The sequence below is a fragment of the Pedobacter sp. PF22-3 genome, assembly GCF_026239555.1.
In the GTDB taxonomy this organism is placed as follows: Bacteria; Bacteroidota; Bacteroidia; order Sphingobacteriales; family Sphingobacteriaceae; genus Pedobacter.
The window spans coordinates 1-305 of sequence record NZ_JAPIVP010000061.1 but is presented as its reverse complement, the minus strand read 5'-3'; the positions used below and the strand labels follow the sequence as shown (position 1 = coordinate 305).

The 305-nt window shown below is 50.8% G+C and carries 1 protein-coding gene; it reads right to left on the bottom strand.

Annotated elements, in window-relative coordinates; genetic code table 11:
• Positions 1-305 (bottom strand): transposase (locus OQX63_RS23325; protein ID WP_265853180.1); only part of this gene is annotated, 305 nt, incomplete at both ends.

The window sequence follows — 305 nt, the reverse complement described above, 5'->3', positions numbered from 1 at the left end:
AAAACCAGGTTTTTGTCCAATGCAGAGAAAGGCATGCTGTTCCATCCAAAATCATTTTTAAGGATATCAAACTGCCGCTCCATGCCCCCTCTCCGGTCATAAAAACGGGCAATGGCTACGGCATCCGTTTCGAAGTCGTTGGTCAGGACGCCCCTGTATTCATAGGCATCCCGGGTGATCAGATCTACCTGGCCATCTTTTTTCAGTCTCCGTTTGGCAACCAGCCTGTATGTCTGTGGCTGTTGGTTCTGTTCCCTGGCCTGGGTGGCAAAGGGAAGGATGTCCATGTATCCTACTTCCAGCGG